Genomic DNA, 14,280 nt, shown 5'->3' on the forward strand with positions numbered 1-14,280 from the left:
ATTCAAGCGTTTGAAGCAAAAGGTGTCCTACTTGCCTCACTTGTCATCTCTCCCTTTAGCGATAGTGAACACGTTTTTCCATAAATAAAAAGTGCAGAAGAGTAACCACTCCGATGAGTCCCAATAGTAAAACAGACGCGGCCGAAGCAATCCCCCCATTGTAGAAATCCATTCCCTGTTCATAGATATAGAAGACAAGCATATTTGTGCTATTAACAGGACCTCCCTGCGTCATGATATAAATCGTGTCAAAAACTTGAAAGGAGGAGATGATGTTAATGACCGTTAGAAAAAATAAAGTGGGAGACAGCATCGGCAGTGTAATTTTGCGCAGCGTTTTCCATTTACTTGCCTGATCTAAGCTGGCCGCCTCGTAGAGATCTTTCGGTATGCTTTGCAGTCCCGCAATAAAGACTAGCGTGTTATAACCTACACCCTTCCAAACGCTGACCAGAATGAGTGAAATCAGCGCACTTTTGGTATCACTAAGCCATGTATAAGCAGGTAATCCGATGAATTCCAGAAGGGCGTTCAATAAACCGTATTGCGGGTCCATAAGCCACATCCAAAGCATGGATACTGACACCAGAGAAATGATATGCGGGCTAAAAACCGCTGCTTGCATAATTCCATAAATTTTAGCTGTTCGATTTAGCCAAAGAGCCAGAAAAAATGCTAACAAAATACTGATAGACACCGTACCAATCGTGAACACAATCGTATTAAGAAGCACGAGATGAAAATCTGGTTCTTGGAATAGTTCTTGAAAGTTAGCAAAGCCTACCCATTCGATCTCACCCAAATTCAACAACGCCCAATCATGAAAGCTGAGATAAATCATGTAACCGATCGGAAATAAGAAAAACAGCGTAAAAAACAACAAAGCAGGAGTAACGTATGCATAAGGACGAACATGTTCCAAAAATTTCGTTCTCATCATCTGTTCCCGAGACCAGACCGATGGAGTAGGCAGCGATTTGGTTTCTGTTGCAGCCACCTTTTCCATTTACAATACTCCTCCTGCGATCGCTGATTTTTGATAAGGGGGACGCGGAGGATTCTTACGCATTCCCGTAGCTGGATCAAAGAGATACAGGTGTTCAGGAAGCACGGATACGATAACATCGGCCCCTGGGGAAAGAAGCTGGTCTGCTTCCTTTTTGACTACGATCTGCTCTGAGTCTGTCTGTACGTAATACAATACATCGGAGCCAAGAATTTCTCGGGAGATAATACGTCCTCTACTAGAAAAATCCGAACCAGATGATTGCGGCATATGTTCATGTTGAACCGCTCCTGGCTCTGTCCTTATCATCACTTTTTCCGGGCGAAAACCTACTATTAATCCTGCATGATCCCTCTGTTGACAAATGTTCATAGAAGGGGAACCGATAAACTGGGCAACAAACAGATTTTCCGGCTCATGGTAAAGCTTGATCGGAGAGGCCACCTGCTTAATTTCCCCTTCGTTCATGACCACAATCTGATCGCCCATCGTCATTGCTTCTACCTGATCATGCGTCACATATATGAATGTTGTTCCTAGCTGTTTATGCAAGCTGGTTAATTCTACACGCATCTGATTCCGCAATTTCGCATCAAGATTAGACAAGGGCTCATCCATGAGAAACACCTTTGGCTTTTTCACCATGGCTCTGGCTAAAGCCACGCGCTGGCGCTGACCTCCTGATAACTGGGCCGGCTTACGATATAAATAATCCTGAAGCCCTACGATTTCCGCGATTTCCTCGACCAGTCTCTTGCATTCCTTTTTCGAGATACCTCGGTTTCTTAATCCAAAGCCAATATTGTCAAAGACTGTCATCGTGGGGTACAGCGCATAGTTTTGAAACACCATGGCTAAATCTCGTTTACCGGGTGGTACATCGTTGACCTTTTGCTTACCGATCCAAATTTCGCCTTTGGTCACGGTCTCAAGCCCAGCTATCATTCGTAACGTAGTTGATTTTCCACAGCCTGAAGGACCAACAAGAACTGTAAAGGAGCCCTCTGGAATCACCAAATCCATCCCCTTTACCACCTGTTGCTGCTGATAGGACTTCATTACCTGCTTCAGCACGACTTCTGCCACTCTACTCACCCTTTCCTTGTACACTGGCTAACAACAGTTCATCGACAAGCATTTGGAATGTTTTAAATCGATAATGAGCCTCCTCTTGAATCCGTTGATCTGCTCCGTACCACTCCAACAACACGCTGCGCACACCTGCCGCACGAGCGGATAACAGATCATACCTGCTGTCACCAATCATGAGTGACTCTTCAGGTACAGTCCCTAAGATTGCCATTGCCTTCTGTATTGGCTCAGGAGAAGGCTTGCCAAGCACCACATCGTCTAGCGTGATCACTGTGTCCATTAGATGCAGAATCGCCGCCGTCTCCAAGTTTTGTAAAGCAAGCCCACGTTGTTTGTTGGTGACAACAGCAAGCTGAAATCCCCGTTTTTTGAGTGCTTCTAACCCTTCTCTCACAAATGGAAACAACTGTACCTGTCTGTTGTGGCGTTCCATGTACGTAAAATAATCCTTGCAATATGCTGTGCGGTCCCAATGCCTTACTTTGAATTGGTCAGGCAGTTCAAGCCTTTGAGCCTGCTGCTCGTTGATTCTTGCTTCAACGGTATGTAAAAATTCCTCCAAGGCTTCGCCAAACCGACCTGTTATTTCCCCTCTGGTAAACAAGCCGGGGCAATGCGCTTCTATCGTGCAGTAAACCGCGTCTATCACACCCTCCCTGCTATCCAGCAAGGTTCCATCTAAATCAAATAGAAGAGTGCTGCAAGTGTTCATTCCCCATATTCTCCTTCCACAACTGATGTTTTCCTACAGATACAGCAATAGCGCCATGCGAAAGAGCAGTCACCATTTGCTCCCGCCTCTTGATCAGCCCACCTGCAATAATTGGCTGTTGAAGCGAATTTCGGTACTCAATGATATACTCCGGCAGCAGGGCAGGCATGATCTCCACCGCATCCGGTTGAGTTTCCTGAATAGATTGAATACCAGACTTAAGCGAATCGCTGTCAACTAAGAACAAACGTTGGATCGTAAGCAGACCATGCTTTTTAGCTAATTTAATCAGCGTATTACGCGTTGCCACAATGCCTGTTGGCTTCACATTCTCACCTACATAGGCCATGCCTTCCCGGTCATAGCTAATGCCGCCAATGCGCTCTAGGTGAAGAAAAACGGGAATCTGCTGCGATTTAAACAGATCAACATATCGTTTCATTGTGTTCAGATTTCCGATTGACAGCACTACAGCACTGATGGGAGCCTCTAATGCACGTTCCAGCGATTTTGGCTGCTTAATGGATGCAATGATCTTATATCTTTCTAATCTGGCGTAAAACTCCGCTTGATTCATGCCTGCTATTCGCCTCCTGTTCAAAAAACAAAAAACCTCAAATAGAACCTGCCAATCCACTTTCTTTTAAAAAAGTTTTTGGTAATTTCTATTGAGGTTTCTCCCTAGCTCCAACCTTTTCATTATCTACTTGTTAGTTGTATCGTACCTTTTGTTTTTTAATATGCTGTGTAGGTCCCGTTAAGTTTAGAACAGCATTTTGTTAAGAAAATGAATTTTATCACCATTGATTACCATATTTACCATGAAAATATGCATTAAAATGATAATTTTTTTATGAAAATAAAGTTTAAATCTCACGTAAAAACGCTCGAAAAACCACCTATTTTTACACGATTAAACTCAATAAAATCCCTTAAGTATCAAGTTTTTAAAATTTCACAGAAATATCATAAATTTTCAACGAATATTTAACATGATTATGTACCTTCGAAATAATCCTTCATTTTATTCCCGATTTATCCGATTAATTAATAGAACAGAAATAAAATTCCGCCTCTATTTCCTTTTATTTGGAAAAAGTTGATAGGGGTTACTTGCATGTGGGAGGGAACGCCTTTGTTTCATACAATAAAAGCCAAGCTAATCATTGCATTTGTCTTATGTATCACGATCCCGATTGCCCTTATTAGTAGCGTTGTTTACTTGGATATGAAAAGACAGATTCATCAGGACTTCTTGAATGCTAATACCAAGGAAGTAGCCCAAGTGGATAATGGCGTATCTATTTATTTTAATTCCATTCGTGAAAACGTACTCATGCTTGCAAACTCTGCGCTGTTGAAAAGAACAGATGCATCAATCAAGTCATATAAGAACGAATCTGGGACAGTTAAAATAGATGCTATGGCAAATGGCGGTTTAGAAGCAGATCTGGCCCAAGAATTTAAACGCTATATTCAAGCCCATCCCAACACTTCATCCCTATTTGTAGGCACTGAGTTTAGCGGTTATACACAGTATCCTGCCAAAAATATGAGCTCACATTATGACCCGCGTGACCGTCCTTGGTATACATCTGCTATGAAAGAACCAGGCAAGGCCGTAATCACTGCTCCTTATATCTTGACAGGCACAGATACTATTGCAGTCAGTATCGTTACACAGCTTCGCGATATGACTGGAAAAGCAGTAGGGGTTTTTGGTATTGATACGAACCTGCTGAATTTAACCGAAGTCTTGAAAGAAATGAAAATTGGAGAAACCGGTTATGTTATGATGATTTCCGCTGAGGGTACTGTGCTTGCCAACCCTCAATATCCGGATATGATCTCCAAAAACGTCAAAGATTTGGATAATAAAACATTAGCCCAACTAAGTGAAATGTCGTCAGGTCAACTGGAAGTCATTATGGAAGGTCAAAATTATTTAACGAACGTCTATACCTCGCCAAAAACAGGTTGGAAATACATCTCATTTATTGAACAACGCGAGCTTAATAGCAGCATTGATCATATTTTCTTCCTTATTTTGATCATGAGCGTCATTTTGGGCGTTATTGCTTTGATTGCATCTATTATTCTAGCTGGTAAATTCTCTAAGCCAATCACTACCTTAATTGGTCACATGCAAGAGATTGGAGAAGGTGATTTAACCAAAGAAGTACAGCCTCATTTACTTCAACGTAAGGACGAGTTAGGTACTCTGGCTAATTCTCTGCAATCTATGCAATTATCAATTAAGTATCTGATTTCAGAGATTGTATCCGCATCCAAAAAGCTGGTAGCCTCCTCAGAGCAGGTATCCGCTCATGTGGAGAGTAATATAATTGCTATTGATAAGATAGCTGAAAACGTAAAAGAAGTAGCAAGTGGGGCAGATAATCAGCTCATGCGTACAGAGGAAAGTGCTAAGGGCATGGAGGAAATGGCACTGGGTATTCAGCGAATTGCGGAATCTACCTCCTCCATTGCAGAGTTTTCGCTTGATACAACACAAGAAGCTGAGAATGGTAACCAGACTGTACAACACGCTGTTCAGCAAATGAGCAACATTGGTGTATCTGTCGAGCATTCTCTCTCTGTTGTAAAGGTCCTACAGGATCGTTCTAACGAGATTGTAAAAATTGTAGATATGATTACCGACATCTCCTCCCAAACCAACCTTCTTGCTCTAAATGCAAGCATAGAGGCTGCCCGTGCGGGAGAACATGGCAGAGGTTTTGCTGTTGTTGCGGATGAAGTAAGAAAGCTTGCCGAACAATCTTCGGAATCTGCTGGTAAAATCGCCAGCTTAATCAATGAAGTACACGGAGAGACCAACCGTGCCATGGACTCTATGAATGATGTAAACCATAGCGTCTCGAACGGTGTTCAATTGGTACAGGATTCCGGTGAAGCATTCCAACGCATCCTTCAACAAATCAAAAATATAACAGAGCAAATCCATGATAACTCTGCAATTTCAGAGGAAATGTCTGCTGCCAGTGAAGAGATTGCATCTTCTGTAGATGAGACAGCACATATCGCTAAGCTTTCGGCTGAATACATGCAAAACGTGTCTGCATCCTCTGAGTCCCAGGTAACTGCAATGCTGGCTCTTCAAGGATCATCTGAGGAACTGCGTCAAATATCTCAGGAATTAACGAGCTTAATTGACCGTTTCCGGGTATAACAGCATATTCATACTCTCTATTAGCAAGACTTCCATCGCAAATAGTCGGGAGTATCCATGATATTCCCGATTGTTTATAAGAAAACTCACATCATAAAGGAGAGACAATCATGAAAAAAACAAACGTATTGCTAAGTGTTGGACTATCTCTATCACTTATGCTAGGTGCAGCACCAGCATTCGCAGCTCCACTATCAACAGCTTCTGCTACACAAATTGCTCAACAGCAATTACAACTGCTTGATAAAGGTAAATGGGCTGAAAAAACTCACGCTGCTGTTCAAAAAATGATCGACCAATATGGCGTGAAAAGTCCTAATTACAAAGCAGATAAAAAACCTTATGCTGTTTTTGACTGGGATAACACTAGCATCATGCACGATACACAAGAAGCGCTTCTTATTTATCAAATCAATCACTTGATCTTCAAATTAACACCAGAAGAATTTGCAAAAGTATTGGTTATGAACGTTCCAAAAGGTCCTTTTGCTGACAAATACAAAACAGTAGACGGCAAAGCGATCACAATGGAAAACGTTTCTGCTGACATCATTTCTGACTACAAATTCTTGTATGAAAACTATAAAGGTTTCAAAGGCAAAAAATCCCTGGAAGAAGTTACTAAGACTGACCAATTCATCGACTTCCGCACAAAAATGTACTTCTTGTACGATGCGATCAACGGTTCTCATGGCAGCGATGTAGGTTATCCTTGGGTTCTTTACTTCTTGACTAACATGAGCGTTGATGAAGTTCATGAGTTGGCTGAACGCTCCAATGACTACGGTCTTGGTGACTCTATCCGCAAAATCAACTATACAAGCCCTAAAACACTTAGCGGTAAAGCTGGCGTAATCAGCGTTACATATACATCTGGTCTTCGTCTATCTCCAGAGGTTGCTACCATGATGAATACTTTCCGTTCCAATGGAATTGATGTTTATGTAGTATCTGCTTCTATGAAAGAAGTAGTAGAAGTATTTGCATCAAATCCTAAGTATGGCTATAACATTCCAAAAGAAAACGTAATCGGTATGGAATTGGAAAAAGACGCAAAAGGCGTTATGCAACCTGTATACAAAAAGAACTGGTACAAAACCGTTTATGGCGGAAAAACAGAAGTAATTAAAGCAGAAATTGCTAAAAAACACGGTGGAAACGGTCCTCTATTCATTGGCGGCGACAGCAACGGTGACTACGAAATGATGACTCAATTCCCTGATACAAAATTAGTTCTAATTCTTAATCTTCTAAAAGAAGGAAATATTGGTAAAGTTACCAAACAAGCTGTAGATGAAATGAACAAACCAAACCCTAAATACGTACTACAAGGTCGCGATGAAAACACAGGCATGTGGATCCCTACTGAATCAACAATTCTAGTAGGCAAAACAAAAGCTGAGCTGCTTCCAAACAAGTAAGCAAACATGATTACTGTGAGTTATGATTCATTATACTCATAAATGATTTGTAAAAGACCGTTCCCGCAGACTGGGGAACGGTCTTTCATTTGGTCGAGAAACATACTGAATGGATCTTGGCTAGGTTGTACTAATGAATCAGTTGACTTTCCTTAGCTTTTTTAACCAATTTAGCTGATGATCGGTTTATGAATTTCTTTAGAGCCAATCCGATGATCAAAGCAATTCCAGCATAGACAGTCATCATTATGATATCTCTGTTGATAATATCCCATAGAATGCCGCCAACCGCTTCCCGCATCATGCTAATAGCATACGTAAAGGGTAAAAATGGATAGATCGCTTGAAAAAATGGAGGTGTAACCTGAATTGGGAATGTCCCTCCAGAGCCGGCCAGCTGGAGTACCAGAAGCACAATTGCCATCGCCTTCCCTACATTTCCAAAAACAGAGACAAGCGTATAAACAATCAGCATGAACACCGCACTAATGATTAAACCAAATAAAACAAACCACATTTTATCGGCTACATAGGCTCCTAATATATAGATATCCCCCAGCGTTACCATAACAGACTGGAGCATAGCTAATATGCCAAAGGTCAGATATCTGCCAAAATAGACCTCATAGCTTCTAAAGACATGCTTTTCATCATGAACCTCTACGCTTAATAAAGAAACAAGAAGCAAGGCGCCTACCCACAGGGATAATGTAGTGAAAAACGGCGACATTGCTGAACCGTAATTCGGAATCGGGAACATTCGATTTTCTTTTAAAATAACAGGCTCTGCGAAAAATTGGCTTTCCTTCTCTGCATTTCTCTTCAGCAGATCAATTACTTCTTCTAAGTTGCCCTCTTTTTCTAATGCTCGTATTCGCTTGGCGACATCTTTAATTTTTGCTTCTACCTCAGGAAGGTTTTTTTGAAGCAGCAATAAATCCTTACTTCCCAAAGAAAGTCCTTTTGCGGCATCCTGCAAAATCTGTTGCACGTCGGGTATGCTGGTAATTGCATCCTTGATCACCGCTCTTGCTTGATTGGCATCCTGTTTCGCTTTTCCGATGCCTTCCATGATAAGCGGTTCAATCTGCGTATCAAATCGATTAAGAAGATCATCAATTGCCTGAGAGGTATTTCTTGAGAGCTGCATAAACTGATCCACTAGCTGTTGAGCCGGCCTTTCACCTCGATCAATCGCATCTGCTATGGAGGTGACAATCATCTGCTGCTTTTCAAAAGTTGATTTTATATCTTTAAGCTTATCCGTAACAAAATGCAGCCGTTTCCCAGTCAGATTGGACAGAGGCTCAAACACCCCTATTAAACGATTGGTAACGCGAATTGCTCTGTCCAAGCGTTCAGCAGTACGATCCAGCTCTACTTTGGCCAAACTTGGCACAAAGCTTACATCTTGCAGTATGCCTAGCAGCTTTTCACTTAGCACAGCGGTTTGTTGAATCAAAAGTAAGTTCTCTTTGATGGTAGGTGTCAGCGTTCCGATAGCATCTGCACTGTGATCCAAGAACTCGCCTACGCGAACAGAAAGCTTTTCGGCATCTTGCGCAAGCTGAGTCACTGCCGGCAGATTATTTTGTGCCTTCTTTACGATATCATCCGCTTTTTTCAAATCGACACTTGCTGTAGAAATCACTTTATGCACTTCCGGGAAAGAGGCTTCCACTTTATATACAAGATCAATTAGTCGTCTAATCGTTGGTAGCTCACTCTCTAACTGAATGCCAATTTCATTAAATATCCGGAAAATGGTGCCGTTGGCTGTCTTGATAAAATTGCGATTGACCTCCTCCGTTACACCGCTTGCGCCTTTGGCCGTTATTTTAGGTGAGATAGCGTTGATTTTTTCATTTACGTTATAGATAATTTCCGCCTTTTGCGGATTTTTGGACAGCACTGTTGCGATTCGTTCTGAGAAATTAGCAGGTATGGTGATACTTGCGTAATAATCACCATGCTCTACTCCTCTTAGGGCATTATCCGCATCGGTGAATACCCATCCTATCTTTTTATTCTCTTTTAACGAGGTAATGATCTCTTCTCCAATATTAAGCTTATTCCCGCGCAGCTCTGCTCCTTTATCCAGATTAGACACAGCAATCTTAATACCGCTCGTTTGACCATACGGGTCCCAAGAAGCCTTAATGTTAAACCACGCATAAAGAGACGGCAAGAAAATAAGTCCACAAATAATAATGGCAGCAGCCCAATTCGTTGCAATTTTTTTCACGTCTCTTTTGAATATCTTAAAAATATTATTCATCGCATATCCCCTATAATCTCTAGTCTTTTCGTCAACTCTTATTGTACCTCTATCTATCAACATATCCAAACCAGAAAGCATTTCATTCAATCAGTAATGATTTTATCCTTGTCCACATAGGAATGGATAACAAGGCTATACAGTAAAGGAGGTCTTCTATGCCGGAGGTTTTATTTCAAGTAGATCTGAACAAGCCTATGGAGGATCAGGTCACCCCTGGTCATAATCGTTGGCATCCAGATATTCCCGCCACTGTTTCTGTAAATCCTGGAGCAGTCTTTCGAATGGAATGCAAAGACTGGACTGATGGGCAAATTGTAAATAATGACGACCCCAGTGATATTCGAGATGTGAATCTCAACCGTATTCATATGTTGAGCGGTCCGGTTTGGGTTAATGGGGCAAAGCCCGGTGATTTATTAGTCGTCGATATCCTGGATATTGGAGCCATTCAAGGATCAGAGTGGGGCTTCAACGGTATATTTGCCCAAGAGAATGGCGGTGGATTTCTAACGGAGCATTACCCAAAAGCAGCTAAATCCATCTGGGACTTTCATGGAATTTATGCAAGCTCTCGTCATATTCCCGGTGTCAAATTTGCTGGCATCATTCATCCTGGCTTAATTGGTACAGCCCCTTCTCCTCAGCTTTTAGACAAATGGAACAAGCGTGAATCAGTGGTCATAGCAAATGCCCCCCTAAAGAGCGCTGCCTACGCTAATCTGCCCAACCCGGATAGTGCCATCCTGGGTCGCCTACAAGGGGCTGAATTTGACCGAATTGCCAAAGAAGCCGCTCGTACAGTACCTCCGCGTGAAAATGGGGGCAACTGCGATATTAAAAACCTTTCGAAAGGAACGCGAATCTATTTCCCGGTCTTCACGGATGGAGCTAAGCTTTCAGTTGGTGACCTGCATTTCTCACAAGGCGATGGAGAAATATCCTTCTGCGGCGGGATTGAAATGGCAGGCTGGATTGATCTGCACGTTGATTTGATTAAAGGCGGAATGGCGAAGTATAAAATCACGGAAAACCCAGTGTTTAAGCCAGGTCCCGTTGATCCCCATTATTCTGAGTTTTTGGTGTTTGAAGGGATTTCAGTGCACGAATCGACTGGCGAACAATATTATTTGGATGCACATCTTGCTTATCGCCGTGCCTGCCTCAATGCAATTGAATATCTAAAAACAACAATGGGCTATACCGGGGAACAAGCTTACATGCTATTAAGCACAGCGCCCGTTGAAGGCAGAATTAGCGGTATAGTCGATGTACCCAATGCTTGTTGCACACTGTGGCTTCCCACCTCCATTTTTGACCGGGATATTTTACCAAAATAATCGTGTTGAGCGCGCATGCGTGATTCAAAAGAAAGGAGCTATTAATGCCAACCTACGTCTTTCACTGTCAGGATTGCGGTCCCTTTGAAGAGACAATGAGCATGAAGCATGCTACCGAAATCGTTGATTGTCCGTTTTGCACAAAGGACGCCGTTAGATTGTACACTCCACCCGGATTAATCACTTCCTCCGCGGTATTACGCCAGCGCATTGAACAAAGTGCCATTCCTAAGGTCGTACGCCGTGAGCATTCAGCCACACACTCCTGCAGACACTCCTACCCTTCTCATTTTCCAACAGGTGTACCTGCACCAGCTCCTGCCAAACGGCCTTGGCAAATGAACCATTAATAGAAGAGCAAGCGCCCCCTCTCCATTTAGCGAAGGGGGTTTTTTGCTGTTTCCATATCAAGGATTTGCTACGTCTTAAGACTTTTGTAAGATTTCTATTTCATTATTTGTAACAAGTTGTTTGTAAGATAAGCCTATGACACAATGAAAGGAACGGGAAGAAAAGGTGGATAACAGATGCCAAAATATCAAGTACTAGTCGTAGATGACGAAGCGGAAATCAGAGAAGCTATCAAAATTTATTTGCGCAATGAGGATATCGCCGTCTTTCAAGCGAGGAACGGTGCGGAAGCATTAGAGATATTGGAAACAGAAGATATTCAACTCATTCTACTAGATATTATGATGCCGGTCATGGATGGAATTAAAGCAACCTTTACCATCAGAGAAACAAAGAATATTCCTATCATTATGCTCTCAGCCAAATCTGAGGATACCGATATCGTGCTGGGTCTTAATGTAGGGGCAGATGATTACATCACGAAGCCGTTCAATCCTATTGAATTAATTGCCCGTGTAAAATCCCAATTGCGCAGATATACCAATCTAGGCAATTACAAGGTACGCGAGGGCGAAACGACAGTCGGCGGTTTGACTCTCAATACGAATGCGAAAACCGTAACGGTAGATGGCGAAGAAGTTCGTTTGACCGCAACGGAGTATAAAATTCTTGAGCTATTAATGGTCAATAAAGGCCACGTATTTTCTATTGAGGAGATTTATGAAAAAGTGTGGAAGGAGCCTTATTACAATGCGGAAAATACAGTGGCTGTTCATGTCCGAAGAATTCGCGAAAAAATTGAAATCAACCCAAAAGAGCCCAAATATTTAAAGGTGGTGTGGGGCATTGGATACAAAATCGAAGGGTAAATTTATCTCCTTAGTTGCTCTTATTGTAAGCTTTTATCTGCTGGCTTTACCATTCCTAGCTACGATAGATGTTCTTAATAACAAACCGCAATTAAGCAAGGACTATTACTTTACTACCAATAACTTTGGAGGAGATGTGAATCGATTTTCAAATTTATTGGTACGAAGATTTGTAGATTTTAAAGATCACGAAAAAAAACCGTTTGCTGAACGAGATGAAGCATTTAAAAGGATCGAGTTTAGACTTTCTATACTAGATAATACTTTTCACTACCATATTCAAGATCAACAAACGAAAGATATTTATAAAAACATAGATAAATTTCCAACTGAAGAAGAATTAAAAACAAAAACACTATTCTATGCAAGATTTCCAATGTTAAATCCACCTGATAATCTTAGAGACGTTAATGATCTTTTCAAATATCATGACTGGTGGGGGTATGTCATAGTTCCTCTTACCCTAAATGCAGAAAATCTGGAACTTAAACACTATACGCACTTTTTATCAATTAGAGATCGATTGATTAACGAGTGCCTAGTAGGTTTGGCTAGTCTGATAGGAATCATCTCGATTGGCATCTCTTTATTCAAACAAAAGGGTATATCTGTCCTACTCTTAGAAAAAATGGCACGAGTATTACGCCGTATACCGATTGATATTCGGATTTTCTTATTAGCCATTGTTTGCATAACTACAATCATTTCCTTGAATCGAATATCCTTTTTCTATTTACAGCCTGGCATCGTACATGTTCTTGTATTAACCGGCTTTGCACTACTGTTTGCCTATATCACCTTGCATATATACGAAGCTTGGTACCTAATGAAAAACCGGGAACAGCTCCAGCTTCAATGGCAAAAAAGTTTTTTGCATCAGCTAAAAATTCTCTATCAAGAAAGCACGTTATACAAAAGCTTATTGTTTAAAGTCGTCCTATTAGCTATTTTATCAGCCGGGTTTGGTTTTAGCTGTATGTTAATTTTTTTCCGGGGAATCTCGGGGATGGTTGATAGTATTCCTGTTAGCTGGGGCTTCTTTTATAGCCTGTTTTATCTTCTCTTTGTAGTACCTCTTACCTTACGTAGAATAGGTACTTTAAACAAAATTATGAAAGCTACAGAATTTATGGCAGCAGGACAACTTAACCTGCACATAGAGGAGCCAAAGGCAGGGAATTTTAAAGAGCTAACCCAGAATCTCAATAATATGCGGGAGGGCTTAAAAAAATCGCTGGACAGCCAGATGAAAAGCGAAAAGTTAAAGACGGAGCTGATCACCAATGTCTCGCATGATCTGCGTACACCGCTTACCTCGATTATGAATTATGTCGGACTTTTGAAACAAGACACACTGACCCCTGAGGAATCAAAAGAATACATTAACATATTGGACAAAAAAACCTACCGTTTAAAGGTGCTGATTGATGATTTGATTGAGGCATCCAAGGTCGCGAGTGGCGCTGTCGAGATGCATGTAGAGCAGGTAGATATTGTCGCTCTCCTAAACCAAGCACTGGCTGAGTTTACTGATAAGATACCTGCTTCAGGACTAACCCTCCGCCTCCATGTTGATCAGCCTAAAATACTTATGCATGTGGATGGGAAAAAGACCTGGCGTGTATTCGAAAACCTCATTAGCAACGCGATTAAGTATTCCTTGCCCAATACTCGTGTTTACCTCTCCCTGCATGAGGAAGCCGATTTCGTGCTGTTTACGATCAAAAATGTTTCTGCTTACGAAATTAACTTTGAAGTAAACGAGTTATTTGAGCGTTTCAAGCGCGGTGATCAATCCCGCCATGCAGAAGGCTCCGGACTGGGGCTTGCCATAGCCAAGAGTATTATGGATTTGCAGGGTGGGGAATTGCACATCGATATTGATGGTGACTACTTTAAAGTAACGGCGATTTTTCCCAAGCAAATTATGCATGAGGTCAAGTCACAATCATAGCAATTAGCACGTCACAGACAGTAAAAAGGATTTCTGAGAAAAAAAGCGCCTTCCTAACAGAAGAAGC

The 14,280-nt window shown here is 41.7% G+C and carries 11 protein-coding genes; 6 read left to right on the top strand and 5 right to left on the bottom strand.

All coding sequences use genetic code 11. The features are described from left to right. Positions 1-55: 55 nt before the first annotated feature. The 4 genes from QZ995_RS04750 to QZ995_RS04765 are packed head-to-tail and all read right to left on the bottom strand — an operon-like array spanning position 56 to position 3,387. Entirely contained in the window at positions 56-1,006 is a 951-nt protein-coding gene (locus tag QZ995_RS04750; RefSeq protein WP_301803750.1) for a carbohydrate ABC transporter permease, read from the bottom strand. Further along, positions 1,007-2,092 (bottom strand): ABC transporter ATP-binding protein, encoded by a 1,086-nt coding sequence (locus QZ995_RS04755; protein WP_301803752.1) that lies wholly within the window; start codon positions 2,090-2,092, stop codon positions 1,007-1,009. It lies immediately after the preceding gene. Position 2,093: 1 nt separating this feature from the next. Then, positions 2,094-2,810, bottom strand: coding sequence for an HAD family hydrolase (locus QZ995_RS04760; protein WP_301803755.1), 717 nt, complete (start codon positions 2,808-2,810; stop codon positions 2,094-2,096). Then, the gene (locus QZ995_RS04765; protein ID WP_301803758.1) at positions 2,782-3,387 is read right to left on the bottom strand and encodes a glycerol-3-phosphate responsive antiterminator; all 606 of its coding nucleotides are present in this window, start codon (positions 3,385-3,387) and stop codon (positions 2,782-2,784) included. The genes QZ995_RS04760 and QZ995_RS04765 overlap by 29 nt, the downstream gene beginning before the upstream one ends. Before the next feature lie 558 nt (positions 3,388-3,945). Between QZ995_RS04765 and QZ995_RS04770 the strand changes: the two genes are divergently transcribed. Then, a complete protein-coding gene (locus tag QZ995_RS04770) occupies positions 3,946-6,000 on the top strand; it encodes a methyl-accepting chemotaxis protein (protein ID WP_301803761.1) in 2,055 nt (684 codons plus the stop codon). 110 nt (positions 6,001-6,110) lie between these two features. Next, on the top strand, positions 6,111-7,421 hold the full coding sequence (locus QZ995_RS04775; protein WP_301803764.1) for a haloacid dehalogenase-like hydrolase: 1,311 nt from the start codon (positions 6,111-6,113) through the stop codon (positions 7,419-7,421). A 130-nt stretch (positions 7,422-7,551) separates the two neighbouring features. Here QZ995_RS04775 and QZ995_RS04780 read toward each other — a convergent pair whose 3' ends face one another. After that, entirely contained in the window at positions 7,552-9,699 is a 2,148-nt protein-coding gene (locus QZ995_RS04780; protein WP_301803765.1) for a YhgE/Pip domain-containing protein, read from the bottom strand. A 158-nt stretch (positions 9,700-9,857) separates the two neighbouring features. On the opposite strand from QZ995_RS04780, the gene fmdA reads away from it, so the two are divergent. From fmdA to QZ995_RS04800, 4 genes are all read left to right on the top strand, one after another. After that, on the top strand, positions 9,858-11,039 hold the full coding sequence (gene fmdA, locus QZ995_RS04785) for a formamidase (RefSeq protein ID WP_301803768.1): 1,182 nt from the start codon (positions 9,858-9,860) through the stop codon (positions 11,037-11,039). A gap of 44 nt (positions 11,040-11,083) precedes the next feature. Beyond that, positions 11,084-11,389, top strand: a complete 306-nt coding sequence (locus tag QZ995_RS04790) for an FmdB family zinc ribbon protein (protein ID WP_301803772.1) — start codon at positions 11,084-11,086, stop codon at positions 11,387-11,389. 177 nt (positions 11,390-11,566) lie between these two features. Further along, a complete protein-coding gene (locus QZ995_RS04795; RefSeq protein ID WP_301803775.1) occupies positions 11,567-12,259 on the top strand; it encodes a response regulator transcription factor in 693 nt (230 codons plus the stop codon). Further along, the gene (locus tag QZ995_RS04800) at positions 12,237-14,213 is read left to right on the top strand and encodes a sensor histidine kinase (protein ID WP_301803777.1); all 1,977 of its coding nucleotides are present in this window, start codon (positions 12,237-12,239) and stop codon (positions 14,211-14,213) included. Before QZ995_RS04795 ends, QZ995_RS04800 begins: the two co-directional genes overlap by 23 nt. Positions 14,214-14,280 lie beyond the last annotated feature (67 nt).

Origin of the sequence: Brevibacillus laterosporus, from assembly GCF_030489605.1 — a bacterium.
Lineage (GTDB): Bacteria > Bacillota > Bacilli > Brevibacillales > Brevibacillaceae > Brevibacillus_B > Brevibacillus_B laterosporus_E.

Bases quoted from the DNA above. Each gene is read 5' to 3' on its own strand.
- QZ995_RS04750 (WP_301803750.1), bottom strand. From the start codon at position 1,006: ATGGAAAAGGTGGCTGCAACAGAAACCAAATCGCTGCCTACTCCATCG.
- QZ995_RS04760 (WP_301803755.1), bottom strand. From the start codon at position 2,810: ATGAACACTTGCAGCACTCTTCTATTTGATTTAGATGGAACCTTGCTG.
- QZ995_RS04765 (WP_301803758.1), bottom strand. From the start codon at position 3,387: ATGAATCAAGCGGAGTTTTACGCCAGATTAGAAAGATATAAGATCATT.
- QZ995_RS04775 (WP_301803764.1), top strand. From the start codon at position 6,111: ATGAAAAAAACAAACGTATTGCTAAGTGTTGGACTATCTCTATCACTT.
- QZ995_RS04780 (WP_301803765.1), bottom strand. From the start codon at position 9,699: ATGAATAATATTTTTAAGATATTCAAAAGAGACGTGAAAAAAATTGCA.
- fmdA (WP_301803768.1), top strand. From the start codon at position 9,858: ATGCCGGAGGTTTTATTTCAAGTAGATCTGAACAAGCCTATGGAGGAT.
- QZ995_RS04790 (WP_301803772.1), top strand. From the start codon at position 11,084: ATGCCAACCTACGTCTTTCACTGTCAGGATTGCGGTCCCTTTGAAGAG.
- QZ995_RS04795 (WP_301803775.1), top strand. From the start codon at position 11,567: ATGCCAAAATATCAAGTACTAGTCGTAGATGACGAAGCGGAAATCAGA.